Origin of the sequence: Streptomyces sp. UW30 (assembly GCF_008042075.1) — a bacterium.
In the GTDB taxonomy this organism is placed as follows: Bacteria; Actinomycetota; Actinomycetes; order Streptomycetales; family Streptomycetaceae; genus Streptomyces.
The window spans coordinates 942,359-965,745 of record NZ_RDBN01000005.1 but is presented as its reverse complement, the minus strand read 5'-3'; the positions used below and the strand labels follow the sequence as shown (position 1 = coordinate 965,745).

General features: G+C 71.1%; 23 protein-coding genes. 5 read left to right on the top strand and 18 right to left on the bottom strand.

The features are described 5' to 3' along the window. Positions 1-51: 51 nt before the first annotated feature. The 8 genes from cimA to ureA form a co-directional block, all read right to left on the bottom strand. Positions 52-1,680 (bottom strand): citramalate synthase, encoded by a 1,629-nt coding sequence (cimA, locus tag EAO75_RS06070; RefSeq protein ID WP_147993937.1) that lies wholly within the window; start codon positions 1,678-1,680, stop codon positions 52-54. A gap of 309 nt (positions 1,681-1,989) precedes the next feature. Beyond that, positions 1,990-3,255 (bottom strand): TolB family protein, encoded by a 1,266-nt coding sequence (locus EAO75_RS06065; RefSeq protein ID WP_147993936.1) that lies wholly within the window; start codon positions 3,253-3,255, stop codon positions 1,990-1,992. A gap of 37 nt (positions 3,256-3,292) precedes the next feature. After that, positions 3,293-3,520: a hypothetical protein gene (locus EAO75_RS06060; protein WP_261989157.1), complete on the bottom strand. Its 228-nt coding sequence runs from the start codon at positions 3,518-3,520 to the stop codon at positions 3,293-3,295. A 122-nt stretch (positions 3,521-3,642) separates the two neighbouring features. After that, positions 3,643-4,188 (bottom strand): TetR/AcrR family transcriptional regulator, encoded by a 546-nt coding sequence (locus EAO75_RS06055; protein WP_261989190.1) that lies wholly within the window; start codon positions 4,186-4,188, stop codon positions 3,643-3,645. A 56-nt stretch (positions 4,189-4,244) separates the two neighbouring features. Continuing rightward, positions 4,245-4,736 (bottom strand): hypothetical protein, encoded by a 492-nt coding sequence (locus EAO75_RS06050; RefSeq protein ID WP_147993934.1) that lies wholly within the window; start codon positions 4,734-4,736, stop codon positions 4,245-4,247. 9 nt (positions 4,737-4,745) lie between these two features. Next, positions 4,746-5,795 (bottom strand): agmatine/peptidylarginine deiminase, encoded by a 1,050-nt coding sequence (locus EAO75_RS06045; RefSeq protein ID WP_147993933.1) that lies wholly within the window; start codon positions 5,793-5,795, stop codon positions 4,746-4,748. Between the two features lie 9 nt (positions 5,796-5,804). Further along, positions 5,805-7,517 carry an urease subunit alpha gene (locus tag EAO75_RS06040; protein ID WP_147993932.1) on the bottom strand — a complete coding sequence of 571 codons (1,713 nt, stop codon included), beginning with the start codon at positions 7,515-7,517 and terminating at the stop codon, positions 5,805-5,807. Next, positions 7,514-8,218 carry an urease subunit gamma gene (ureA, locus tag EAO75_RS06035; protein WP_147993931.1) on the bottom strand — a complete coding sequence of 235 codons (705 nt, stop codon included), beginning with the start codon at positions 8,216-8,218 and terminating at the stop codon, positions 7,514-7,516. Before ureA ends, EAO75_RS06040 begins: the two co-directional genes overlap by 4 nt. A gap of 129 nt (positions 8,219-8,347) precedes the next feature. Here ureA and EAO75_RS06030 point away from each other — a divergent pair, with 129 nt between their 5' ends. Then, complete coding sequence (locus EAO75_RS06030; protein WP_147993930.1) at positions 8,348-9,793, top strand: cytosine permease; 1,446 nt, start codon at positions 8,348-8,350, stop codon at positions 9,791-9,793. Positions 9,794-9,855: 62 nt separating this feature from the next. Here the strand turns inward: EAO75_RS06030 and EAO75_RS06025 are convergent, their stop codons facing one another. Then, positions 9,856-10,944: a branched-chain amino acid aminotransferase gene (locus EAO75_RS06025; RefSeq protein WP_147993929.1), complete on the bottom strand. Its 1,089-nt coding sequence runs from the start codon at positions 10,942-10,944 to the stop codon at positions 9,856-9,858. A 297-nt stretch (positions 10,945-11,241) separates the two neighbouring features. Next, positions 11,242-12,285: a 3-isopropylmalate dehydrogenase gene (locus tag EAO75_RS06020; protein ID WP_147993928.1), complete on the bottom strand. Its 1,044-nt coding sequence runs from the start codon at positions 12,283-12,285 to the stop codon at positions 11,242-11,244. Between the two features lie 142 nt (positions 12,286-12,427). On the opposite strand from EAO75_RS06020, the gene EAO75_RS06015 reads away from it, so the two are divergent. Next, positions 12,428-14,002 (top strand): purple acid phosphatase family protein, encoded by a 1,575-nt coding sequence (locus EAO75_RS06015; RefSeq protein ID WP_147993927.1) that lies wholly within the window; start codon positions 12,428-12,430, stop codon positions 14,000-14,002. A 70-nt stretch (positions 14,003-14,072) separates the two neighbouring features. On the opposite strand, the gene EAO75_RS06010 is transcribed toward EAO75_RS06015, so the two are convergent. Continuing rightward, a complete protein-coding gene (locus tag EAO75_RS06010; RefSeq protein ID WP_093747366.1) occupies positions 14,073-14,213 on the bottom strand; it encodes a hypothetical protein in 141 nt (46 codons plus the stop codon). 252 nt (positions 14,214-14,465) lie between these two features. Next, a complete protein-coding gene (locus EAO75_RS06005; RefSeq protein WP_147993926.1) occupies positions 14,466-15,023 on the bottom strand; it encodes a GNAT family N-acetyltransferase in 558 nt (185 codons plus the stop codon). Positions 15,024-15,129: 106 nt separating this feature from the next. Here EAO75_RS06005 and EAO75_RS06000 point away from each other — a divergent pair, with 106 nt between their 5' ends. After that, positions 15,130-15,336: a DUF5988 family protein gene (locus EAO75_RS06000; RefSeq protein WP_147993925.1), complete on the top strand. Its 207-nt coding sequence runs from the start codon at positions 15,130-15,132 to the stop codon at positions 15,334-15,336. 1 nt (position 15,337) lies between these two features. On the opposite strand, the gene EAO75_RS05995 is transcribed toward EAO75_RS06000, so the two are convergent. The 3 genes from EAO75_RS05995 to EAO75_RS05985 form a co-directional block, all read right to left on the bottom strand. Beyond that, positions 15,338-16,168, bottom strand: a complete 831-nt coding sequence (locus tag EAO75_RS05995) for an alpha/beta fold hydrolase (RefSeq protein ID WP_147993924.1) — start codon at positions 16,166-16,168, stop codon at positions 15,338-15,340. A gap of 69 nt (positions 16,169-16,237) precedes the next feature. Beyond that, a complete protein-coding gene (gene pruA / locus EAO75_RS05990) occupies positions 16,238-17,869 on the bottom strand; it encodes an L-glutamate gamma-semialdehyde dehydrogenase (RefSeq protein ID WP_147993923.1) in 1,632 nt (543 codons plus the stop codon). 31 nt (positions 17,870-17,900) lie between these two features. Continuing rightward, positions 17,901-18,827, bottom strand: a complete 927-nt coding sequence (locus EAO75_RS05985) for a proline dehydrogenase family protein (protein ID WP_147993922.1) — start codon at positions 18,825-18,827, stop codon at positions 17,901-17,903. 181 nt (positions 18,828-19,008) lie between these two features. Between EAO75_RS05985 and EAO75_RS05980 the strand changes: the two genes are divergently transcribed. Then, a complete protein-coding gene (locus EAO75_RS05980; RefSeq protein WP_147993921.1) occupies positions 19,009-20,205 on the top strand; it encodes a PucR family transcriptional regulator in 1,197 nt (398 codons plus the stop codon). On the opposite strand, the gene EAO75_RS05975 is transcribed toward EAO75_RS05980, so the two are convergent. Both EAO75_RS05975 and EAO75_RS05970 read right to left on the bottom strand, forming a co-directional pair. Continuing rightward, positions 20,200-20,583 (bottom strand): DUF6463 family protein, encoded by a 384-nt coding sequence (locus EAO75_RS05975; RefSeq protein ID WP_147993920.1) that lies wholly within the window; start codon positions 20,581-20,583, stop codon positions 20,200-20,202. The two genes, EAO75_RS05980 and EAO75_RS05975, sit on opposite strands and share 6 nt — an antisense overlap. 2 nt (positions 20,584-20,585) lie before the next feature. Continuing rightward, positions 20,586-21,086, bottom strand: a complete 501-nt coding sequence (locus EAO75_RS05970) for a DUF3995 domain-containing protein (RefSeq protein ID WP_187284320.1) — start codon at positions 21,084-21,086, stop codon at positions 20,586-20,588. Positions 21,087-21,147: 61 nt separating this feature from the next. On the opposite strand from EAO75_RS05970, the gene EAO75_RS05965 reads away from it, so the two are divergent. Then, on the top strand, positions 21,148-21,744 hold the full coding sequence (locus tag EAO75_RS05965) for a TetR/AcrR family transcriptional regulator (protein ID WP_147993918.1): 597 nt from the start codon (positions 21,148-21,150) through the stop codon (positions 21,742-21,744). Between the two features lie 45 nt (positions 21,745-21,789). On the opposite strand, the gene EAO75_RS05960 is transcribed toward EAO75_RS05965, so the two are convergent. Beyond that, complete coding sequence (locus EAO75_RS05960; RefSeq protein ID WP_147993917.1) at positions 21,790-23,340, bottom strand: FAD-dependent monooxygenase; 1,551 nt, start codon at positions 23,338-23,340, stop codon at positions 21,790-21,792. Positions 23,341-23,387 lie beyond the last annotated feature (47 nt).

Sequence of the window (23,387 nt, the reverse complement as noted above, 5' to 3'; positions counted from 1 at the left end):
GGTGGCGCTGGAGAAGATCTACCCGCAGCTCGCCAAGCTGGACCTCGTCGACTACAAGGTCCGCATCCTGGAGGGCGTGCACGGCACCCAGTCCACGACCCGCAGCAGGCCGTACGTGTACGCGTCCTCCAGGGCCTGCCACGACGCGGCGATGACGTTCTCGGCGACGCCGACCGTGGACCACTCCCCCGTCCCGTCGGACGTGGAGATCAGGACGCGGGTCGTGGACTGGGTGCCGTGCACGCCCTCCAGGATGCGGACCTTGTAGTCGACGAGGTCCAGCTTGGCGAGCTGCGGGTAGATCTTCTCCAGCGCCACCCGCAGCGCGCGGTCCAGCGCGTTGACCGGGCCGTTGCCCTCCGCCGTGGCGACGATGCGCTCGCCCTTGGCGAAGAGCTTGACCGTGGCCTCGTTGGCGTGGCTGCCGTCGGGGCGGTCCTCGACGATCGCGCGCCAGGACTCGACCTGGAAGTACTTCAGGGGCTTGCCCTCGACCTCGGTGCGGAGCAGGAGTTCGAAGCTGGCGTCGGCGGCCTCGTACGTGTAGCCCTCGAGTTCGCGCTCCTTCACCCGCTCGACGACCCGGCCGACCAGCTCCCGGTCGCCGCCCAGGTCGATGCCGAGCTCCTTGCCCTTGAGCTCGATCGAGGCGCGGCCCGCCATGTCGGAGACCAGCATCCGCATGGTGTTGCCGACCTGCTCCGGGTCGATGTGCTGGTACAGGTCCGGGTCGACCTTGATCGCGGAGGCGTGCAGGCCGGCCTTGTGCGCGAAGGCGGAGACGCCGACGTAAGGCTGGTGCGTGGACGGGGTGAGGTTGACGACCTCGGCGATGGCGTGCGAGATACGGGTCATCTCGCGCAGGTGACCGGCGGGGAGGACCTGCTTGCCGTACTTGAGCTCCAGGGCGGCCACGACCGGGAACAGGTTGGCGTTGCCGACCCGCTCGCCGTAGCCGTTGGCCGTGCACTGGACGTGGGTCGCGCCCGCGTCGACCGCGGCGAGGGTGTTGGCGACCGCGCAGCCGGTGTCGTCCTGGGCGTGGATGCCGAGCCGGGCGCCGGTGTCGGCGAGGACCGTGGAGACGACCGCCTGGACCTGGGCGGGGAGCATGCCGCCGTTGGTGTCGCAGAGGATCACGACGTCGGCGCCGGCCTCCGAGGCCGCACGGACGACGGATTTCGCGTACTCGGGGTTGGCGCGGTAGCCGTCGAAGAAGTGCTCGCAGTCGACGAAGACGCGGCGGCCCTGCTCGCACAGGTAGGACACCGTGTCGCGGACCATCGCCAGGTTCTCGTCCAGGGTGGTGCGCAGGGCGAGCTCGACATGCCGGTCGTGGGACTTCGCGACCAGGGTGATCACCGGGGCGCCGGACTCCAGCAGCGCCCTGACCTGCGGGTCCTCGGACGCCTTGGTGCCCGCGCGCCGGGTGGAGCCGAAGGCGACCAGCTGGGCGTACTTGAAGTCGATCTCCTGCTGGGCGCGGGCGAAGAACTCGGTGTCCCGCGGGTTGGCGCCGGGCCAGCCGCCCTCGATGAAGCCCACGCCGAAGTCGTCCAGGTGCCGTGCGATGGCCAGCTTGTCCGCGACGGTGAGGTTGATGCCCTCACGCTGGGCGCCATCGCGCAGGGTGGTGTCGAAGACGTGGAACGAGTCGTCGAGCTCGCTGGTTTCCGTCATGGTCTGAAGGCTCCTGATGTATGGATCTCGGTCTGTACCGGAATGACCGGCTCCACCGTCCTCCAATGATCCCTCGCGCTGCGGTCCCGGCTGTAGGTGGGCCAGAAATGCGAAAAACCCCTCGCGGGTGCGAGAGGTCTGCGCGCGGGTCGAGGACGACGGTGTCCGCCCGTACCTGGTCGTACGTGGCGGTCACTGCGGACCGGCGCGCCTGCTGCCAATAATCATGGCGAACGAGAGCACGGGGGCAGTCTGGCACAGACCGCCCCCGAGCTCACCGTCCGTCTCAGGATGCGAGCACAGCGTTGATCACCGCAGGCGGCGGACGAAGCCGTCGTAGTGGCCGTTGGTGTCGTCCGGGACCAGTTGGGCGGAGCTGCTGCCCAGGCTGACCCGCCCGGCGCCCGCGCCGACCTCGTAGACCGACACGTACGCGTCCGTGACGGGCCCGCCGGTCACGGAGGCGCTGACCAGCCGGGTGCCGCCGGTGCGCAGATCGCGCAAGTAGACGTTGTCCGGCCCGTACTGCCCGTCCGCCAGCCGCGGTTCCGCTTCATAGGCCAGGTGGCGGCCGTCCGGGCTGAGCTGCGGGGAGTCGAGCCATCGCTCGCCGTCGGGGCCGGGGTCGATGCGCCGGGTCACGTCCGCGCGCAGATCGCGGACGTAGAGGTCGGAGGCGTCCCCCGGGGCATCGCCCTCGGCCAGGTCGTCGCCCGTGTACTTGAAGGCGATCGTCCGGCCGTCCGCCGAGAGTGAGACGGGCATCGCGAACCTCTCGGCCGCAGTGCCGTCCTGCTTGACGTTGACCTGTTCCTCGGTGCCCGTGCGGCGGTCGTGGACCCAGGTGACGCCGGACCCGCTGCGCGGCACCAGCTGCGTGTACGCCACGAAGCGGCCGTCGGCGCTGACGCTCTCCAGAAGCGCGGGGTTGGTCGGGCGGTCTCCGTTGCTGACCCGCTCGGTGCTGCCGGTGCGGCGGTCGAAGACGTACACCGCCCCGAACAGGTCGCGGGCGCCGCTCTCCATCCGGTCGGCCTTGGCGTTGAACACGATGTAGCGGGCATCGGCCGACATATGGGCGCCGGCCGAGAAGGCGGAGCCGCCGTCGAAGCCGACGCTGATCCGCTCGGTGCGGCCGGTGCGCCGGTCGTGCAGATAGACGTCCTCGGCCGCGTCGTTCGTGGGCGGCGGGTCCCAGGGCACCAGGTTCCGCGCGTTGGAACGGAACAGGACGTACCGCCCGTCGGCGCTGATGGCCGCCGTCGACGAGGGCATGTCGGCCTGGGTGCCGTCCGAGGCGACGCTGATCCGCTCGACGGTCCCCCTGCGCAGGTCGCGCACGAAGACGTCCGCGTGCCCGTTGGTGTCGCCGGGCACCAGGTTGGTCGCGTACGCCGTGAAGGCCGCGAACCGGCCGTCGGCACTGAACTGTGCCCCGTACGAGTCGCCGTCGCCCTGTTGCCCCGTCGACGTCAGCGTGACCCGCTCGGTGTCCGGCCCCGGTGCCGGGGACGCCGCTGTCGCCGTTGCGGCGATCAGCGCCCCCGCGAGTACGGCGACGGACGCCGCGCGCATGGTTCTCAGCAAGATTCCCCCTGTTGGTGCGTGGTTGTCAGTGAACTGTCCGCAGGAAGACGTCCGACACCCCGTTGGTGTCGCCCTCCACCAGATCGGGTGATGCCGACTCGAACGCGACGACGGTGCCGTCGGCGTTGACGGAAGGGTGCCCGGCCGGCGAGGGCTGGGCGCCCTTGACCCGGGTCGTGGCGCCGGTGCCGAGGTCGCGGACCCGGACGTCACGGCCCTGCTGGAAGGCGACCTTGCGGCCGGCTTCGGACATGGTCCCCCCTGTGGTCCCCGTGGACGCTTCTCCCCCGGCCCGCGCCGAGGGCTCCCCACGAGGCAAACGCACCACGCACTACAGGGTCAATCCGCCATATTGCGTACAACCAGGACCTTGGCTCAGGAGTCCGCGAGGAGGCTGTCGTCGAGGAACTCCCTTACGTGGCGCAGAATTTGCGCTCGGTCCGTGCCGCGCAGCCCGATCGCCACATGGATCGAGAAGCCGTCGAGCAGCGCCCGCAGCCGGGCCGCGAAACGATCCGGGTCGACCGCACGGAACTCCCCCCTCGACACGCCTTCCGCGACCAGCGCCACCAGGTCGCGGTGCCAGGCACCCTCGATCGCGGCCTGCCGTTCGCGGGCTTCCTCGTCGGCGTTCTGCGAGCGGTTCCAGACCTCCAGCCACAGCGTCCAGTGCGGGTCGCGGTGGCCGTAGGGGACGTACAGGTCGACGTACGCGTCGAGCCGCTCGCGGGCGGAGGCGGACCGGGTGAGGAGCCGGCCGCGCTCGGCGCCGAGCCGGCCCTCGCTCCACTCCAGGGTGCGCAGCAGCAGTTCGTCCTTGGAGTGGAAGTAGTAGAGCAGATGGCCGCTGCTCATCCCGACCTCACGGCCGAGCGCCGCCATGGTGAGCTTCTCCAGGCCCAGTTCCGCGATCATGTCCATGGCCGCGGCGAGGACGTCCTCGCGGGGTGGGGCGGGGGTGCGGCGGCGGGCGGGCGTCACGCGACGGCCTCCACACGGACGGCGTCCGGGACGAGCCGGGTCTCGTAGCCGCTCGAGCAGTCGGCGGCGACGATGGCCACCTCGGCCCCGCAGCCACAGACGTGGTTGACCCCGGCCGAGCCGTCCGGACCGCAGCAGCCGATGAGGCGGTACCTGTCGGAATGGGGGGTGAGGTCCACGACGTCGTCCGGGTGCAGGACGTAGGTGCCGCGTGGCCCGGCGGCGACCAGGAAGCCCCGCTCGTCGGACCTCCACTTGCCGCCGGGCACTTCCCCGTCGTACTCCTCGTCGGGGCCGATCGGCTCGAACGGCGCCCCGAAGGGCAGCGGGTCGACGACGTACGTCCCGCGCGGCACGCTCGGCGGGCCGTGCCGTCGGCCGTCCGGGCCCGGGAGGCCGTCCCAGCCGGGGTACTCGGGCTTCTCGTCGAGCCGCCGGACCGGCTCGGTCAGCCGGGTTCCGCAGGTGGCGCAGAGCAGTACGTTCACCCGTACGTTCTACCTGACCACGCCCCTCGGCTGCTGCTGAGTGATGCAGTGGATGCCGCCCCCGCCCGCGAAGAGCGTGCGCGCGTCGACGAGCGTCACCGTCCGCTCCGGGAAGAGCCGTCGGAAGATGCCGGCCGCGATCTCGTCGCGCGGGTCGTCGAAGCCGCAGAGCACCACGCCGCCGTTGCAGAGGTAGTGGTTGATGTAGGAGTAGTCGGCCCAGTGGCCGTCGGTCTCCAGGACGGTCGGGGCGGGGACCTCGACGACCTCCAGTCGGCGCCCGCGTGCGTCCGTCTGCGACTTCAGCAGGCCGAGGATCTCCTTGGTCACCTCGTGGTCGGGGTGCGCCGGGTCGGGCTGCACATGGGCCACGACGACGCCGGGCCGGGCGAAGGCGGCGACGATGTCGACATGGCCCAGGGTGCCGAAGCCGTAGGGCGGGTAGTCGCCGGTGAGGCCGCGGGGCAGCCAGATCGCCTTGCGGGTGCCGAGCATGGCGTGGATCTCGGCCTCGACCTCCTCCCGCGTCCAGTGCGGGTTGCGCTCCGGCCCGAGCTGGACGGTCTCGGTGAGCAGGACCGTCCCCTCGCCGTCGACATGGATCGCCCCGCCCTCGTTCACCAGCTTCGAGGCGTACGTCCTTGTCGAGCCGGCCAGGTCGGAGACATGACCGGCGATCTTCGCGTCGTGCTCCCAGCTGGCCCAGTCCTGCGCACCCCAGCCGTTGAACGTCCAGTCGACAGCGGCGAGTCGACCGGCGCCGTCGGTCAGGAAGGTGGGGCCGATGTCGCGCATCCAGGCGTCGTCGAGGTCCCGTTCGACGGTCTCCACACCCGGCCCGAGCAGCGTCCGGGCCTCCTCGGACTGTCCCGGGCCGCACACCATCGTCACCGGTTCGAAGCGTCGCACGGCATGGGCGACCGACGCCCAGGCCAGGCGGGCCGCCATGAGATCCTCGGCGTCCTCGAAGGTCACGTTCGGCCCCGGCCAGGCCATCCAGGTGCGCTCGTGCGGGGTCCACTCGGCGGGCATGCGGAAGCCGTCGGAGGCAGCAGACATGGGGTGTCCTTAGAGGAAGTAGAGGCGGTTGAGGGAGACGGACTCGGCCGGCTCCGAGCGCAGCGGCTCGCCGTCGAGGGTGACCAGGCCGGTGCGCTGGTCGACGTCGACGGCTCCGGTACGGGAGTTCAGGCGCAGATCGGCCGGCCCGATGCCGCGCGTGCCGCGCACGGCGACCCTGCGGCGCCGGGTCGGCATCGAGTCGTTGCCCTGGTCGACGGCGGCCTGTGCGACGAAGGCGACGGAGATGTCGGCGGGGGTGGCGCCGTACGCCCCGAACTGCGGGCCCAGGACGAGGGGTTCGCAGGTGTCGGTGGCGGCGTTCGGGTCGCCGACCACACCGTAGGCAGGGAAGCCGGACTTGAGCACGAGCTGCGGCTTGGCGCCGAAGTACTCCGGGCGCCAGAGCACGATGTCCGCCAGCTTGCCGACCTCGATCGAGCCGACCTCGTGGGCGAGGCCGTGCGCGATGGCCGGGTTGATGGTCAGCTTGGCCATGTAGCGCAGGACGCGTTCGTTGTCGTGGCCGTCGTCCGGGGCACCGAACTCGGCCTTCATCTTCCCGGCCATGGCGAACGTACGGCGGACGGTCTCGCCGGCCCGGCCCATGCCCTGCGCGTCCGACGAGGTGATGCCGATGGCGCCCAAGTCGTGCAGCACGTCCTCGGCGCCCATCGTCCCGGCGCGGATGCGGTCGCGGGCCATCGCCGCGTCGCCGGGCAGGTCGGTCTTCAGGTCGTGGACGGAGACGATCATGCCGTAGTGCTCGGCGACCGCGTCCCGGCCGAAGGGCAGGGTGGGGTTGGTGGAGGAGCCGATGACGTTCGGGACCCCGGCCATCTTCAGCACGTTGGGGACGTGACCGCCGCCGCAGCCCTCTATGTGGAAGGCGTGGATGGTGCGGCCGTCCAGGACGCGCAGGGTGTCCTCGACCGACAGGCACTCGTTCAGCCCGTCGCTGTGCAGGGCGACCTGCACGTCGTGTTCCTCGGCGACGCGCAACGCCGTGTCCAGCGCTCGGGTGTGGGCGCCCATGTCCTCGTGCACCTTGAAGCCACTCGCGCCGCCCTCGGCGAGGGCCTCGACGAGCGGGGCGTCGTGCGAGGACGAACCCCGGCCCAGGAAACCGATGTTGACGGGCCAGGCGTCGAAGGCGTTGAAGGCGTGCTTGAGCGCCCAGGGCGAGTTGACGCCGACGCCCCAGACCGGCCCGAACTCCTGGCCGATGATCGTGGTCACGCCGGAGGCGAGCGAGGCCTCCATGATGCGCGGCGACAGCAGATGGACATGGGTGTCGACGGCCCCGGCGGTGGCGATGAGCCCCTCGCCGGACACGATCGAGGTGCCCGTGCCGACGACGACGTCGACCCCGTCGAGGGTGTCGGGGTTCCCGGCCCGCCCGATCGAGCAGATCCGCCCCTCGCGGATCCCGATGGAGACCTTCCGGATCCCGAGCGCCGCGTCGATCACCACCACATTGCTGATGACGACGTCGCAGGTGTCCCGGACGGCGGCGGCCTTGAGGTGCAGGCCGTCCCGGGCGGTCTTGCCGAACCCGGCGAGGAACTCGTCGCCGTAGCGCTGGGAGTCGGACTCGACCCGGATCGTCAGCCCGGAGTCGCCGAGCCGGATCCGGTCGCCGGCGCGCGGGCCGTGGGTGGACGCGTACTCGTACGGGCTGAGGCGGCGGGCCTCGGCGGCGTGGCCTCCTGGGCGGCTCATCGCACGACCTCCTGATCAGGTGTTTCCGTGACGCCGAGGTAGCCGCATGCGGCGGCCCGGCGCAGAGCCTGCGCGCGGGCGCCGGGCGCGTCCAGCGGCCCGTCGACGAGCCCCGCGAACCCGATCGCGATCCGCTCGCCGCCGATCGGGACCAGCCCGACCTCGATGCTCTCCCCCGGCCCCAAGCGCACGGACGACCCGGCGGGCACGGCGAGCCGCATGCCGTAGGCCTGCTCGCGCGCGAAGTCCAGCCGCGGGTTGGCCTCGAAGAAGTGGAAGTGCGAGGTGACGGAGACCGGCACGGTCGCGGTGTTGGTGACCGTCAGCCGCAGCGCCGCCTCCGGCTCGGCGTGATCCGGACCCGGCAACAGCGCGCCGGGAGCCTGCGGGCCGAGCCCGCCCCCGATGGGGTCGGAGACGACCGCGAGGCGCGAGCCGTCGTCGAAGACCGCCTCGACATGGACCTCGGTGACGATGTCCGCCACACCCGGCAGCACGTCGTCCGGCCCGAGCACGCGGCGGGCACGCTCGATCGCCTCGGCGAGCCGGGCGCCGTCCCGGGCGGCCTCGCACACCGTGTCCGCGATGATCGCCGTCGCCTCCGGGACGTTCAGGCGCAGCCCGCGGGCCCGGCGCGCCCGGGCCAGTTCGGCGGCTCCGAAGAGCAGCAGCCGGTCACGTTCCGTGGGGGTCAGTCTCACGACGCGACACCTCCTTGCCAGACTCGACTTTAGAGCATCACTCTAAACATGAAATTCGCTGAACCGAAAGGTTGACAGCAAACCTCGGGGACTTCAGATTGAACGTCACTCAAACCGAGGGAGCCACCCATGCCGATGGAACAGCGCGGAGTCGACACCATCCCGGAGGAGGAACGCACGAGCGGCCCCCGGGACCTCGTCTCGATCCTGCTCGGGTCGAACCTGTGCCTCGGGGTGATCGTCTTCGGCTGGCTGCCGCCGTCCTTCGGCCTGGACTGGTGGGCATCGGTGAGCTCGATCGTGGTGGGCACGGTGGTCGGCACCGCCCTCACCGCCCCGCTGGCCCTGATCTCCCTGCGCACGGCGACGAACCTGTCCACCTCCTCGGGAGCCCAGTTCGGGGTGCGCGGCCGACTGGTCGGCTCGGTGGTCGGCCTGCTGCTCGCCCTCGGCTACACGGCCCTGACCGTGTGGATCGGCGGCGACGTCATGGTGGGCGTACTGGGCCGGCTGTTCGGGCTGCCGGCGAGCGGGGTGGCGTACGGCGTGGTCTACGGGCTGCTGGCCGCGGCGACCGTCGCGGGCGCGGTGTACGGCTACCGGGTGCTGCTCGCCATGTCCCGGATCCTCGCGGTCGGCATGACGGCGCTGCTGCTCCTCGGCGTGATCGCCTACGCCCCGCACTTCACGACGCAGGCGCTGCCCGAGGCGGGCGGCTATCTGCTGGGCGGCTTCTGGCCCACGTGGCTGCTGGCGACGGTGGCGGCGGGACTGTCGGGACCGATCGCCTTCATCACCCTGCTCGGCGACTACACCCGCTACATCTCCCCGGCCCGGCACTCCTCACGCCGGGTGCTGCACGCGACCTGGCTCGGCCTGATCCTGGGGCTGCTGGTCCCGCAGCTGTTCGGCACGTTCACCTCGTACGCGGCACGGGCCGCCCTCGACTACGCCGGTCCCCTGGTCGACGCCTCACCCGCCTGGTACCTGCTGCCGCTCCTCCTCGCCGCCTCCGCCGGTTCGGTCGGCAACGCGGGCCTGATGCTCTACTCCATGGGCCTCGACCTCGACGCCATCCTGCCGCGCGCCTCCCGCGCCCGGGCGACCTGCGCGGTCGCGGTCGTCGCCACGGTCTGCGTCTTCGTCGGCCACTACGCCTCGACCGCACAGGACGCGATGACGTCCTTCGTGCTGCTGCTGACCGCCGTCGGCACACCGTGGGCGGTCATCACCCTGATCGGGTTCGTGCGGTGCCGGGGCGTGTACGACGCGGACGCCCTCCAGGTCTTCAACCGCCGCGCGAAGGGCGGCGTCTACTGGTACCGCTCCGGCTGGAACATCCCGGCGACCGTGTCCTGGACCCTGGGCGCGACGGTCGGCCTGCTCGCCGTCTCCCTGCCGTCGTACGAGGGGCCTTTGCTCGGCCTGACGGGCGGGGTGGACTGCAGTTTCCTGCTGTCGGGGGTGGTGGGGGGTGTGGCGTACGCGCTGCTGCAGCCCCGGGCTCGGTCTCAGCAGAGCCCGGGGGCGGCATTTTCAGCCCGTCTGGGGGAGCTTGAGGACGAGGCCGTCTAGGCCGAAGCGGGGGTCCGGGGGCGCCGGCCCCCGGCGACCCCGGCCTCGACGCCGAGCACTGATCAGCCCAGCTTGTGCATCCACCCGTGCTGGTCCCGCGCAGTGCCCCGCTGGATGTCGAGGAGGGCCTGGCGGAGCTTCAGCGTGACCTCGCCGGGCTCCCCGTCGCTCTGCCGCCACTCGGCGCCCGTGCGCTTCACGGTGCCGACCGGCGTGATGACGGCCGCCGTGCCGCAGGCGAAGACCTCGGTGAGGCTGCCGTTGGCGGAGTCGCGCTGCCACTGGTCGATGGAGACGCGGCCCTCCTCGGCCTCGTACCCGAGGTCACGGGCGACCGTGAGCAGGGAGTCACGGGTGACGCCCTCCAGGATGGAGCCGGTGAGGGAGGGCGTGACGATCCTGTCGCCGTACACGAAGTACAGGTTCATGCCGCCGAGCTCCTCGACCCACTTGCGCTCGACCGCGTCGAGGTAGCAGACCTGGGCGCAGCCCTTGGCGGCGGCCTCGGCCTGGGCGAGCAGGGACGCGGCGTAGTTGCCGCCGGTCTTGGCGTCGCCCATGCCGCCCGGCACGGCGCGGACGTGGTCCTCGGAGACCCAGATGGACACCGGCTTGACGCCACCGGGGAAGTAGGCGCCGGCCGGGGAGGCGATGACGATGAAGAGGTACTCGCTCGCGGGCTTCACACCCAGGCCGACCTCGGTCGCGAACATGAACGGGCGCAGGTAGAGGGACTCCTCGCCGCCGTGCGCCGGCACCCAGTCCGCGTCCTGCGCGACCAGCGCGTCACACGCCTCGATGAACGTCTCCACCGGCAGCTCCGGCATGCCGAGCCGGCGGGCCGAGGCCTGGAAGCGCCGGGCGTTCTTCTCCGGGCGGAAGGAGGCGACGGACCCGTCGGGCTGGCGGTAGGCCTTCAGGCCCTCGAAGATCTCCTGCGCGTAGTGCAGGACCATGGTGGCCGGGTCCAGCGAGAGCGGCGCGTACGGCACGAGCTCGCCGTCGTGCCAGCCGCGGCCCTCGGTCCACTTGATCGTCACCATGTGGTCGGTGAAGTGGCGGCCGAATCCCGGGTTGGCCAGTATCGCCTCGCGCTCGGCGGCGGCGAGCGGGCTGGCGGAGGGCTTGAGCTCGATCGTGGGCGTCGTCATGAGTAGGTGTCCTTCACCGGTTTGGTTGTGGCGGGCCGCGCTCACGCCAGTACTGCCAAGGGCCAGTGCTAGGACGTCCGAGCATTCCCTCATTCCGCGGCTCCGCGTTCGATTATCGCAAGCGCGGAGCCGGATGAGGGCTCCCCCCGGCTCTTTGAGTGCTTGAGGGAGAAATCGGCCGGTACGGAGTGAATCGCGATCCAGGGGTCGATGGTGACACCCGGCGGCGGACATGGGGAAGCCGCCGGGTGCGAAGTGACCCGGCGGCTTCGAAGAGTGTTCGAGTGGCGCGCCGGATCAGCCGGCTACTCGTACGGCGAGCGCGTCGCCGATCTCCGAGGTGCTACGGGCGGGCTTGCCGGTGCGCTCCGCGAGGTCGGCCGACACGGCGTCCTCGATGCGGCCGGCCTCGGCGTCGTACCCGAGGTGGCGCAGGAGCAGGGCGACGGACAGGACCGTGGCGGTCGGGTCGGCCTTGCCCTGGCCGGCGATGTCCGGGGCCGAGCCGTGGACCGGCTCGAACATGGACGGGAACGCGCCGCTCGGGTTGATGTTCCCGCTCGCGGCGACGCCGATGCCGCCGGAGACGGCCGCGGCGAGGTCGGTGATGATGTCGCCGAAGAGGTTGTCGGTGACGATGACGTCGAAGCGCTCGGGCTGGGTCACCAGGTAGATGGTGGCCGCGTCGACGTGCATGTACTCGGTGGTGACCTCGGGGAACTCCTCGGCCACCTTGTTGAAGACGTTCGTCCACAGGTGACCCGCGAAGGTCAGCACGTTGTTCTTGTGGATCAGCGCCAGCTTCTTGCGCGGCCGGGCCTGGGCGCGGGCGAACGCGTCCCGGACGACCCGCTCGACACCGAAGGCCGTGTTGACGGAGACCTCGGTGGCGACCTCGTGCTCGGTGCCCTTGCGGATGGTGCCGCCGTTGCCGGTGTACGGGCCTTCCGTGCCCTCGCGGACGACGACGAAGTCGATCTGCGGCTCACCCGCGAGCGGGGTGGCGACACCCGGAAGGAGCTTCGACGGACGCAGGTTGACGTGGTGGTCGAAGGCGAAGCGGAGCTTGAGCAGGAAGCCGCGCTCCAGGACGCCGGAGGGGACGCCCGGGTCGCCGATCGCGCCCAGCAGGATCGCGTCGTGCTGCTTCAGGGCGTCGAGGTCGGCGTCGGTGAGGGTCTCACCGGTGGCGTGGTAGCGCCGGGCGCCGAAGTCGTACTCCTTGGTCTCCAGCTTCACATCCTGCTCAAGGACGGCGGAGAGGACCTTCAGGCCTTCGGCCACGACCTCCTGGCCGATGCCGTCACCGGGAATCACTGCGAGATTGAGGCTGCGAGACATGTCGGCACCCTACTCCTCGTCCCATGGGATGACATGCGGTGTCCGCGATGCGGACGGCCGGACGGGGGACGGCGTCTGCCCTTCGGCCGCCGTTCACCCGTATGTATGCAGGGTGTTGGCCGTCGCTGGGAACTTTCCCACCATGGACATCCCCGACTTCGGCATCCCCCCGCAGTTCGCCCGCCGCATGACCATGGCGGAGCAGCACGAGTACCTGCGCACCAAGCTGACCCGGCGCCGCACGCTGGTGACGGCGGGCGCGGTGGCGGGCGGGTTGTTGACCGGCTGCGCGGGGTCGCAGTCGGGTACGTCCGGCGCGAGGACCTCGGCGTCGGCGTCGGCGTCCACCCTCACGAAGGTGCCGGGCTCCGCCGTGGCCCCCTTCGGCCGCCATCTCGCCTTCGGCGCCGACCCGAAGTCGCAGATGCGGATCTCCTGGCAGGTCCCGGCCGCGGTGAAGAAGCCGTACATCCGGATCGGCCTGCGGCCCGACGACCTGAGCCGCAGGATCGACGCCGAGATCCGCGATCTGTACACCCCCGAACTGCAGGGCATCCGCGCGGCGCTGGAGCAGTACTACGTCCACGCGGCACTGGACTCCCTGAGCCCCGGCACGACGTACTACTACGGCGTGGGCCATGACGGCTTCGACCCGGCGGCCCCGAAGAACCGCGCGACGATCGCCTCCTTCCGCACGGCTCCCGCGAGCGCGGAGACCTTCACCTTCACGGCCTTCGGCGACCAGGGCGTCAGCGAGGCGGCCGCCACCAACGACAAGCTCCTGCTGGGCCAGAACCCGGCCTTCCACCTCCACGCCGGCGACATCTGCTACGCGAACGTCAAGGGCCTGGGCAAGGAGTCGGACGCCTACGACCCCGGCTACTGGGACGGGTACCTCAAGCAGACCGAGTCGGTGGCCAAGTCGGTGCCGTGGATGGTGACGACCGGCAACCACGACATGGAGGCCTGGTACTCGCCGGACGGCTACGGCGGCCAGCTGGCCCGCTGGTCCCTGCCGGACAGCGGCTTCGATTCCCGTACGGCCCCCGGCGTGTACTCCTTCACCTACGGCAACGTCGGCTTCGTGGCGCTGGACGCGAACGACGTGTCGTACGAGATTCCCGCCAACCGGGGCCACACGGACGGCCGTCAGACGAAGTGGCTGGACGAGCGGCTCGGTGAGCTGCGGGCGGCCAAGGGCGTCGACTTCATCGTCGTCTTCTTCCACCACTGCGCCTACTCGACGTCCTCGCACGCGTCCGACGGGGGTGTGCGGGCCGAGTGGGTGCCGCTGTTCGCCCGGCACGAGGTGGACCTGGTGATCAACGGGCACAACCACGTCTACGAGCGGACGGACGCCATCAAGAACGGCGAGGTCGGCCGGCAGGTGCCCATCGGCGCCTCGACGGACCCGACCCGGGACGGCATCGTGTACGTCACGGCGGGCGGGGGCGGCAAGGAGCTGTACGGCTTCCCCCCGGGCGTCGAGGAGAGCTACGAGGGGCATGTGACCGAGCGGGAGTCGGTCGACACCTTCAGGTGGACCAAGTCACGCAACACCAAGCCGGAGAGCGTGCAGTGGTCGCGGGTGCGCTACCGGGGCTTCTCCTTCCTCACGGTGGAGGCGGAGGGCGGCACGAAGCCCCGGCTGAAGGTGTCGGCACTGGCGCAGAACGGGGAGCGCATCGACCACTTCGAGGTGCGGCGCGGGGCCTGAGCCCACGCGCCGCACCTCGGTCGGGCGCGGCTCCCGGCCGGCGGCGTGCTGTTGACGTGCTGTTACGGCGTCAGGCGGCCTGGTGGCCGGTGCTGCCCCCGTTGTCCCGACGGTCGAGCGCGCGCTGCAGGGCAGCCGCGGCGTTCTTGCGGTCGGACTCGCTGGTACGGGAGATGTGACGGACTCGACGGCGGGCGGTCGTCTCGGCCATGGGAAATCGACTCCTTCGACAATCGGGAGTGCACAGAGGGGAGACGCCGGATGGGGCGGGGAGCGGTGCCGCAGGGGTTGCCTGCACGGGGCCCGCTCACGACCGCCATTCGCTTGATCGAGCGAGACGTTCGGCTTCTACAAAGCTAAGGGAGGACGGCGCATCTGTCTCCACAATTACTCGGACTTCCTACTATCTGAGACGGCGCAGTGGGTCACACGCCGCTGACCTGCCCTTTCTACCGACGGCTCGTCACAGCACATCCCCGTCCCGCCAGTCGAAGACCAGCTCGAATGCGGGATCGAGCGCAGCGGCCGGTGCGGTCCGCACGAACGTGGTGCCCTCCTCCTCGGGCAGATGGACGACCCCGTCGGGCCCGAGCGCACAGACCCGCCCGGGCCACACCTCCCAGCCCCGGGCGGCGTACAGCGCGGCCCCCTCGTCGCTCGCGGAGAGCATCCCCGCGTCGTAGGCCCGGTCGATCACCCGCTCCAGCTCGGCCATCGCCCGGCCGCCGAGCCCGGTACGGCGCGCGTCGGGCCGTACGGCGACCGCCTCGACGTACCCGACCCGCAGCCACCTGTCCCGGTGCCGCACCCGCCGCATGATCACCGACCCGTGCGCGACGAGCCGTCCGGCGTCGTCGTGGACGAGGGCGTGCATGCCGCCGAGCCCGTGCTCGAAGTCCTCGTCGGAGAAGTCGCCGTCGAAGGCGTCGTCCAACAGGGCGCGGATCGCGCGCAGTTCGGCGGGGGTGAGGTCCGCGGTGTGCGCGGTGCGGGCCGTGACGGCGGAAGCGGATGTGGTCATCCGACCAGTATCGGCGCCGCCGGCGGACACCGTCGAGGATCGCCCACTCGGCTGATCCTCCGGGCGGCACGGGACGGACGGGCTCGGCGAGGGGAACGGTGAGGTCATGAACGACACGGCGAAAGTGTTCCTCGAGGGCGGCCCGGACGACCTGCCCGACCGGATCGTCCCGGCCCCGGCCCCCGGGCCGGACGTGAAGATCAAGCTCCGCGGTGGATACGAGCACTTCCGGCCGACGACCCGGCAGACGGACACGCCGCAGGGCGCGCTGGCCGTCTACGAGTGGTGGGAGCGCACGGAGATCGCCGAGTAGCTCACCCCAGCGCGGCCGCCACCGCCTCCCGGAAGCCCTTCGGGTCCTCCACCCACGGCAGGTGCCCGGCGTCGGGCAGGGTCACCCGGCGCACCTGGGGCAGCGCCCGCTCCAGCGAGTCCACCGCCGAGCGCGGCCGGATGTCGTGGGCCCCGTCGACGATGAGCACGGGCAGGTCCAGGTCCCGGCAGGCGGCGTACAGCTCGGGGGTGCCCCAGGTGCGCCGGGTCTCGGCGTTCAGGGCCGCGCCGCACTCGGTGTTGATGCCGAACCACGGGTCGGCCATCCGCCGGGCGTGCTCCAGCGCCCGCGCCCGGTCCTCGAACTCGACCGACCACTGGAAGACCGCCCGTTCCGGGTCGTCCTTGGGCAACTCCCGCCAGCGAGCCAGCCGTTCGGGATCCTCGCCCAGCCTCGCGAGCAAGTTCTCCTCGTAGGCCGGGTGCCAGTCGTCGGGCGGCCCGATGCCCGTTCCGGCCACGTACACCAGCGTGCTCACCCGCTCCGGGTGCGCCAGTGCGTAGGCGAGCGCCAGCTGCGCGCCCCAGGAGTGGCCGAGCAGCGCCGTCCGACCGGGCCCGAAGTGCCGTCGGACGGCGTCGAGGTCGGCCACGAACCGGTCGGTCGTCCACGGGCCCGCGCAGCGCTCGGAGCGCCCGCATCCGCGCTGGTCCCATCGCACCACTGTGGCCGTGTCGTCGAGCATGGCGGACACGTCCTCGAACATGTCCCACAGCCCGGGCCCGCCGTGGCACAGGACCAGCGGCTCGCCCCGGCCGCTCGCGCTCGCGCTCGCCCACAGTCGTACGCCGTCGTCCGCCGTCACCGTCATGGCCGCATTCTCCCCGCACGGCAAAGGCCGGGTCCCTCAAGACCCGGCCTTTTCCGATGAGTTGGCGTGTCAGCCCATGTGCGGGTAGGTGTAGTCGGTCGGCGCGACCAGGGTCTCCTTGATGGCGCGGGTCAGCGTCCAGCGCATCAGGTTCTGCGGGGCGCCGGCCTTGTCGTTGGTGCCGGAGGCACGGCCGCCGCCGAAGGGCTGCTGGCCGACGACGGCGCCGGTCGACTTGTCGTTGATGTAGAAGTTGCCGGCCGCGTAGCGCAGCTTCTCCATGGTGTACGCCGTCGCCGCGCGGTCGGCCGAGATGACCGCGCCGGTCAGCGCGTAGGCGGACACCGACTCCATCTGCTCCAGCATCTCGTCGTAGCGGTCGTCCTCGTAGACGTGCACGGCGAGGACGGGGCCGAAGTACTCGGTCGTGAAGACCTCGTTCTCCGGGTCGCTGCACTCGATGACGGTCGGGCGGACGAAGTAGCCGACCGAGTCGTCGTAGGAGCCGCCCGCGACGATCGTGCAGGAGTCGTCCTCCTTGGCGCGGTCGATGGCGGCCTTGTTCTTGGCGAAGGCACGGTCGTCGATGACGGCGCCGATGAAGTTGGACAGGTCGGTGACGTCACCCATGGTGAGGTAGTCGACCTCGGCCGCGAACTCCTCCTTGAAGCCGGAGTTCCAGATCGACGCCGGGATGTACGCGCGGGAGGTCGCGGAGCACTTCTGGCCCTGGTACTCGAAGGCACCGCGGGTCAGGGCCGTCTTCAGGACCGCCTTGTCGGCGCTCGGGTGGGCGACGACGAAGTCCTTGCCGCCGGTCTCGCCGACGATGCGCGGGTAGGAGCGGTACTTCTCGATGTTGTTGCCGACCGTCTTCCACAGGTACTGGAAGGTCTTGGTCGAGCCGGTGAAGTGGATGCCCGCGAGGTCGCGGTGCTCAAGGGCGACCTTGGAGACCTCGATGCCGTCGCCGGTGACGAGGTTGATGACGCCCTTGGGCAGACCGGCCTCCTCCAGGAGCTGCATCAGCAGCACGGCGGCGTGGGTCTGCGTCGGGGACGGCTTCCAGACGACGACGTTGCCCATGAGCGCCGGGGCGGTCGGCAGGTTGCCCGCGATGGCCGTGAAGTTGAACGGCGTGATCGCGTAGACGAAGCCTTCGAGCGGGCGGTGGTCGAGGCGGTTCCAGACGCCCGGGGAGTTCGCCGGGGGCTGCTCGGCGAGCAGGTCACGGGCGTACTTGACGTTGAAGCGCCAGAAGTCGACGAGCTCGCAGGGGGTGTCGATCTCGGCCTGCTGAGCGGTCTTGGACTGGCCGAGCATGGTGGAGGCGGCCAGCGTCTCGCGCCAGGGGCCGGCCAGCAGCTCGGCGGCGCGCAGGATGATCGCGGCGCGGTCGTCGAAGGACATCGCGCGCCAGGCAGGCGCGGCGGCGAGCGCCGCGTCGATGGCGTCCTGGGCGTCCTGCTGGGTGGCGTTGCCGTAGGTGCCGAGGCGGGCCTTGTGGTTGTGCGGCTGCACGACGTCGACGCGCTCGCCACCGCCGAACCGCTTCTCGCCGCCGATGGTCATCGGCAGGTCGATCGGGTTCTCGGCCAGCTCCTTGAGCTTGACCTCCAGCCGGGCGCGCTCGGGCGAGCCGGGGGCGTAGCCGTGCACCGGCTCATTGACGGGGGTGGGGACCTGGGTCACAGCGTCCATGGGTTCCGTAACTCCTTACTGAGCGGGTGGGTCAGCCCTTGGTGAGGATCGAGCGGGCGAAGAACAGGAGGTTGGCCGGCTTCTCCGCCAGGCGCCGCATGAAGTAGCCGTACCAGTCGGTGCCGAAGGCGGTGTAGACGCGCATGCGGTGGCCCTCTGCGGCGAGGCGCAGGTGCTCGTCGCTGCGGATCCCGTAGAGCATCTGGAACTCGTACTCGTCGAGCTTTCGCCCGGCCGCCCGCGCGAGCTCCTGCGCGATGGAGATCAGACGCGGGTCGTGGGAGCCGATCATCGGGTACCCGGCGCCCTCCATCAGAATCTTCAGGATCCGGACGTAACCCTTGTCGATCTCGTGTTTCTGCTGGTAGGCGACCTCGGCGGGCTCCTTGTAGGCGCCCTTGACGAGCCGTACGCGGCTGCCGCTGTCCGCGAGGCGGCGGGCGTCGGCCTCGGTGCGGAAGAGGTAGGCCTGGATGACGCAGCCGGTCTGCGGGAAGTCCTTCCGCAGCTCCTCGTGGATGGCGAACATCGAGTCGAGGGTGGTGTGGTCCTCGGCGTCGAGGGTGACGGTGGTGCCGATCGCGGCGGCGGCCTCGACGACCGGCCGGACGTTGGCGAGGGCCAGCTCGTGGCCGCCCTCCAGCGCCTGCCCGAACATCGACAGCTTCACGGACATCTCGGCCCTGGTGCCCAGCTCCAGCTCCTTGAGCCGGTCGATGAGCAGCAGATAGGCGTCCCGGGCGGCCGCGGCCTGCTCCGGGCGCGTGATGTCCTCGCCGACGACGTCCATCGTCAGCTCCAGACCCCGGTCGCTGAGGTCCTTGATGATCGGCACGATCTCGTCGACCGTCTCGCCCGGGATGAAGCGGTCGACGACCTGCTTGGTCACCGGGGCCGCCGAGATCAGGCGTCGCATCCGGTCGCTGCGCGACGCGGCAAGAATCACGGGACCCAGCACGGGGCACCTCCACAGACAGGAGAAAAGCAGCCGAATCCCAACCAGTCGGGTACGGCACGGAGAACCACCGTGAAACCTAAGGATCCCTCCGATCGTCGGCCATCGACAGCTGTCACGCATCCGTGCCGCAGATCTCAGACAGATGTATGAAGCCCCTCGGGAAATGCGGGAGAATACCCGGGTGACGTCGGAATTCAAGGGTGACTACCAGGAGCTGGTCGACGAGATCTCGGAGCTGCTGGGCGCCCCCGCGACGCTGGAGAACCGGGACTTCGAGCTGATCGCGTTCGGGGCCTACGACAGCGAGGACGAGCTCGACGCGTCGGCCCTGGACCCCGTGCGCGCCCGCTCGATCCTGACGCGCCGCTCCACGTCGGCCGTACGGACCTGGTTCGAGGGCTTCGGCATCACGCGTGCCACGGGGCCGGTGCGGATCCCCCGCACTCCGGAGGCGGGGGTGTACCGCGGACGCATCTGCCTCCCCGTACGCCACAGGGGTGTCGTGCGGGGCTACGTCTGGCTCCTGGACGACGATCCGGGACCCACGGACGGGCAGCTGGCGGCCGCGATGGAGGTCGCGGCCCGGATCGGCGCGCTGCTCGCGGACGAGGCGCAGCACGGGGCGGACCTCAGCCGGGAGCTGCGGGCCGCGCTGACCGGCGAGCGCGGCTGGCAGGGGGACATGGCGATCGCCGAGCTGCGCACGGCCCTCGGCCCGCGGGCGGACGGTGTCCATACGGTGGTCTGCGTGGCCCCCTGGCCCTCGGCCGACCCCGACGACGCCCCGTCGGTGCGGACGGTGCCGCACGCGACCGCGCTGTGCACGGTCCCGTGGGGGGCCGCCGACCAGAGCCTGGCCGTGCTCGTACGGCTGCGCTCCCCCGAGGTGCGCACGGCGGCGCAGGCGGCGGCGACCCGGCTGCTGAAGGAGGGTCCGGCGGCCCGGCCGCGCGCGAAGGGCGGGGCACCGGCGGCGGCCGGTCTCGGCGAACCGCGCACCGGCCTCGCCGACCTGGGCGCGCTCTGGCAGGAGGCGTCGGCCGCGGCCCGAGCAGCGCTCGCGGAACCACGGCTCGGCCCGGTGGCGCAGTGGTCGCACATCGGCCCGTACCGCCTGCTGACCTCCCTGGCCCCGCAGACGGTGCACGACCCCGTGGTCGCCCCTCTCCTGTCCCCCGCGCATCACGAGCTCGCCCGCACCGCCGAGGTCTACCTCGACTGCGCGGGCCAGGCCGGCCGCACCGCCGCCGAGCTCGGCATCCACCGCCAGACCCTGTACTACCGCCTCTCCCGCGTCGAACAGCTCACGGGCCTGGACCTGGACGACGGCGAGGACCGGCTGCTGCTGCACATGGCGTTGAAGGGGGCGCGGCTATAGGGCAGTTGCAGGGTCCGCGATTTCCGTGCTGTCCCGCCGGGCCGCGATCAGGGCCAGCACCCCGAGCACGATCAGCCCCGGCGCGCCGGAGACCGGATAGAGGATCTGCAGCGGCACACCGATGGCCAGCAGATACCAGCCCAGCTGTGCCGGCAGCCTGCCGGTGTCACGGGCTATTCGTCGGCTGAGTGTGCCCAGGGCGAGGAGGCCGAACCCCGCGAGGAAGAACCACATCTCGTACTCGCGCTGCGGCTTTCCGGGAACGGCGTTCCAGAATCCGTCGCGGGCCACCTCACCGAAGGTGTCTGAGGCGATCAGGGCGACGGCGAAGTGCAATGCGGCCAGCGCGATCACCAGTCGGGGAATCAACCGGGTCATTGTCAGCTTCCTCGATTCCTGAGGTCCTTGAGTCTCCTGATGGCGTGGCGTCGGTCTTGGCGGCGCGGGGCGTGAGTGGAGGCAGCGACGTATGCCGTCAGCCCCCCGAGCGCCAGACACAGCGGGGAGTACAGCGCCAGGTCCCAGCGGGTGAAATCGGTCGGCCGGCCGGCCAGACCGGAGAAAACCAGACCAGCTGCACCTCGCAGAAGCAGCACGCCTGCGACGCCCCATACGCCCTGGTCCACCAAACGGCGCGGCCGCAACTGCGGGACCAACTCGGCCCGGGCCGCGACCACATAGGAGGCCGCCCCGAGCGCCGCCGCGACGGCGGCCGTCAACTCCGGTGCAGGCAGGTCGGCTTCAGCGACCCCGACGACCGTACGGGCGAACTCGGCGCGGCCGGCCAGTGGCCAGGGCGAGAAGGTCCAGATCCCGTGCAGTGCCCCGACCGCGCCGAGGCCGACCGCAGCCGTCCCACCAGCGAGTTTCGTCAGCGTCATACTGCTCCCCCAGCCACTCCGTACACCCCTGTATGGAATGACCATACAGTACTGTACGGAGATGGCGAGAAGGCACCTCACACCCCCGGACTGGTCGACCGCGGCGCTCAGCGCGATGGCACGCGGCGGAGTCGCCGCAGTATCGGTCAACGCACTCGCGGGCGAGCTGGGGGCGACCCGGGGCAGTTTTTACTGGCACTTCAAGGATCGCGACGCACTGCTGACGGCCGCGCTGGAAATGTGGGAGCAGGACGACACCGCGGCCTTGATCTCGGAGCTGGCCGACATCGCCGATCCCCGGCAAAGGCTGACGGCCCTGTTCACCACAGCGCTGGGGCAGGAAAGCATCAACGGCCTGGAGACGGCGATCGTCGCCCATGCCGATCACCCCGCCGTCGCCCCGGTCCTGCGCCGGGTCACCGAGCGACGGATCGCCTACCTCACGGACCTCTACACCGACCTGGGCCTGGCCCCCGCCCCCGCCCGGCGTCAGGCGGTCATTGCGTATGCCGCCTACCTCGGGTGGCTCGAACTGCGCCGCTCCGCCGGCGACATCGTGCCCGAGGTCGCCGCCTCCGGCACCACCGCCACCGCCGCGCTGGAGCACCTCATCACCGAGCTGACCCGATCCGCCACGCACCGGGCAGAACCGGAGTAGGCACACCACCGCCCCTCGGTGGCAATGGACCATCGTGCCGCTCGGTCAGCGGGCGGTGACAGTCGTGAGCGCCTTGTGCAGCGTGCCGTCGCTCGGCGGGCCGTCGTTCCAGCGGGCGGCGATGTGGCCGTCGGGGCGGATGAGGAGGGCTTCGTGCGGGCGTAGGTCCCAGCGGTGGGTGTGTTCTGCGGGGAGGGGCTCGACGCGTAGCGGCCAGGGCAGGGTGGCGCGCGGTTCCCAGGGGTCCACGGTGAGCAGGGTGAACCACTCGCCCAACGCGTCGAGCGTGGAGCGGCTTTCCGTGAGCCAGAGATGGGGCATGCGGTGGCCCGGTTTCGCCGTGGCGACGTAGGTCGTGCCCGTGTCGGACGGCTCGGGCGCGCCGGCGCCGTCGGTCAGCACGGCGGCGGAGCGGTAGGCGACGCCGAGTACCAGGCCGAGTTGCGCGAAGTACTGCTCCGACCAGGGCGGTTCAACGCGGTCCGGTGCCTGTGCCGCGGCCGCCTGGAGCTGTTCCCGGCGCACGTCCTGCACCTGGAACATCATCTTGGAGTTCTCCACCGCCTGGCCGAGCGTCCGGCGGGCGACGGGTTGTCGTTCCGTCTCGTAGCTGTCCAGCAGGTCCGGCCCGGCCCAACCGCGCAGCACGCCCGCCAACTTCCAGCAGAGGTTGTGCACATCGGCGACGCCGACGTTCATGCCCAGGCCCCCGGCGGGCGGGATCGCGTGCGCGGCGTCGCCGGCAAGCAGGATCCGGCCGTGCCGGAAGCGCTCGGCGACGAAGGCGTTCACGACCCAGTGCTCCACCCGCAGCACGTCGATGTCCATGTCGTCGCCGAGAGCGCGCGCGACGAGGCCGGGCCAGTCGGCGCCGGCGGTGTCCTCGGGTGTCGGCACGAACAGGGCCCAGCCGCCCTCGGGGTACAGCGGCAGAAGCGACCCCTGTGCGGTGAGGTAGACCCCGGCGGGATGGCGGGCGGACCAGCGGTTGAGGTCGGCGTCGAAGACGACGGTGGTGACGCGGCCCACCGCGCCGGGACCGCGGGTGTGAATGCCCAGCCGCTCGCGGACGGTGGAGTTCGCACCGTCGGCGGCCAGCACGTAGCGGGCGCGGATCTCCGTCGCCGCCCCGCCGCGGCTCTCGACGAGCCGCGCCACGACGCCCTCGTCCTCCTCGGCCAGGTCGACGAGTTCGACACCGAACCGCACCTCCGAGGCCGCCGCGCCGAGCAGGGCGGGCTCCAGCCGGTCCTGCGAGGTGACGACTCCGATCACGGGGCTCTCGGGCACGGGCGCGCTGACCCCGATCATCGCCGCCGAAGCGAAGTCGGAGGCGTGCAGGGTGTCCCGGAAGCGGATCCGGCCGTACTCCGGGGCGAACGCGGCGGCCGTGATCCGCTCGGCGAGTTCGAGCTGCCGGAAGATCTCCATCGAGCGCACGTTGACCAGCCGGGACCGGGGGAACGGCGACAGTTCCCGATGCTTCTCGACCAGCAGGACCCGCACTCCCCAACGTTCGAGCAGCGCACGGGCGGTGAGCCCGACGGGCCCGCCACCGACGATCAGAACGTCCACCTCGGCGCCTGCGACAGGCATGTCGGGCTGCATGAGTTCCATCATCCGCGCCCCGATCGGAAGCCACA

What these genes read in the sequence shown, in the direction of transcription:
- cimA (WP_147993937.1), bottom strand. Translation starts at nt 1,680, where the DNA reads ATGACGGAAACCAGCGAGCTCGACGACTCGTTCCACGTCTTCGACACC.
- EAO75_RS06065 (WP_147993936.1), bottom strand. Translation starts at nt 3,255, where the DNA reads ATGCGCGCGGCGTCCGTCGCCGTACTCGCGGGGGCGCTGATCGCCGCA.
- EAO75_RS06060 (WP_261989157.1), bottom strand. Translation starts at nt 3,520, where the DNA reads ATGTCCGAAGCCGGCCGCAAGGTCGCCTTCCAGCAGGGCCGTGACGTC.
- EAO75_RS06055 (WP_261989190.1), bottom strand. Translation starts at nt 4,188, where the DNA reads ATGGACATGATCGCGGAACTGGGCCTGGAGAAGCTCACCATGGCGGCG.
- EAO75_RS06045 (WP_147993933.1), bottom strand. Translation starts at nt 5,795, where the DNA reads ATGTCTGCTGCCTCCGACGGCTTCCGCATGCCCGCCGAGTGGACCCCG.
- EAO75_RS06040 (WP_147993932.1), bottom strand. Translation starts at nt 7,517, where the DNA reads ATGAGCCGCCCAGGAGGCCACGCCGCCGAGGCCCGCCGCCTCAGCCCG.
- EAO75_RS06030 (WP_147993930.1), top strand. Translation starts at nt 8,348, where the DNA reads ATGCCGATGGAACAGCGCGGAGTCGACACCATCCCGGAGGAGGAACGC.
- EAO75_RS06025 (WP_147993929.1), bottom strand. Translation starts at nt 10,944, where the DNA reads ATGACGACGCCCACGATCGAGCTCAAGCCCTCCGCCAGCCCGCTCGCC.
- EAO75_RS06020 (WP_147993928.1), bottom strand. Translation starts at nt 12,285, where the DNA reads ATGTCTCGCAGCCTCAATCTCGCAGTGATTCCCGGTGACGGCATCGGC.
- EAO75_RS06015 (WP_147993927.1), top strand. Translation starts at nt 12,428, where the DNA reads ATGGACATCCCCGACTTCGGCATCCCCCCGCAGTTCGCCCGCCGCATG.
- EAO75_RS06010 (WP_093747366.1), bottom strand. Translation starts at nt 14,213, where the DNA reads ATGGCCGAGACGACCGCCCGCCGTCGAGTCCGTCACATCTCCCGTACC.
- EAO75_RS06005 (WP_147993926.1), bottom strand. Translation starts at nt 15,023, where the DNA reads ATGACCACATCCGCTTCCGCCGTCACGGCCCGCACCGCGCACACCGCG.
- EAO75_RS06000 (WP_147993925.1), top strand. Translation starts at nt 15,130, where the DNA reads ATGAACGACACGGCGAAAGTGTTCCTCGAGGGCGGCCCGGACGACCTG.
- EAO75_RS05995 (WP_147993924.1), bottom strand. Translation starts at nt 16,168, where the DNA reads ATGACGGTGACGGCGGACGACGGCGTACGACTGTGGGCGAGCGCGAGC.
- pruA (WP_147993923.1), bottom strand. Translation starts at nt 17,869, where the DNA reads ATGGACGCTGTGACCCAGGTCCCCACCCCCGTCAATGAGCCGGTGCAC.
- EAO75_RS05975 (WP_147993920.1), bottom strand. Translation starts at nt 20,583, where the DNA reads ATGACCCGGTTGATTCCCCGACTGGTGATCGCGCTGGCCGCATTGCAC.
- EAO75_RS05970 (WP_187284320.1), bottom strand. Translation starts at nt 21,086, where the DNA reads ATGACGCTGACGAAACTCGCTGGTGGGACGGCTGCGGTCGGCCTCGGC.
- EAO75_RS05965 (WP_147993918.1), top strand. Translation starts at nt 21,148, where the DNA reads ATGGCGAGAAGGCACCTCACACCCCCGGACTGGTCGACCGCGGCGCTC.
- EAO75_RS05960 (WP_147993917.1), bottom strand. Translation starts at nt 23,340, where the DNA reads ATGCCTGTCGCAGGCGCCGAGGTGGACGTTCTGATCGTCGGTGGCGGG.